General features: G+C 61.5%; 1 protein-coding gene. It reads right to left on the reverse strand.

Going from position 1 to position 296, the window contains the following annotated elements:
- Positions 1–154 precede the first annotated feature (154 nt).
- Positions 155–296, reverse strand: a 142-nt coding sequence (locus G3O00_RS43180; RefSeq protein WP_206146653.1) for an IS3 family transposase, incomplete at its 5' end; no start/stop codon positions are given.

Genomic DNA, 296 nt, shown 5'->3' on the forward strand with positions numbered 1-296 from the left:
GCGCACGCAACGCTTCGATGACGGCCAGCAAGAGGTCGTGGCGTTCAGTGTGGCCGTGCAGTGGCGCTTAAACGAGCTGCGGCTGCGCCCGCGTGTTGCGCGCGGCAAGCGGGAGATGAATGAGGGCCCCTGCCTCGTTTTCACGTACAGCATGTCATGCAGCAGCGCATACGGTTTCGTATTCGACGGGAGTGCAGTAGTCGATCGACGTGTGCATGCGCTGTCGATTGTAATAGCCTTCGATCCAGTCGACGATGTCCAGGCGAGCCTGAGCGCGGGTCTCGTAGCGCGTTTGG

It is taken from the genome of Burkholderia sp. Ac-20384 (assembly GCF_017104605.1).
Lineage (GTDB): Bacteria > Pseudomonadota > Gammaproteobacteria > Burkholderiales > Burkholderiaceae > Burkholderia > Burkholderia lata.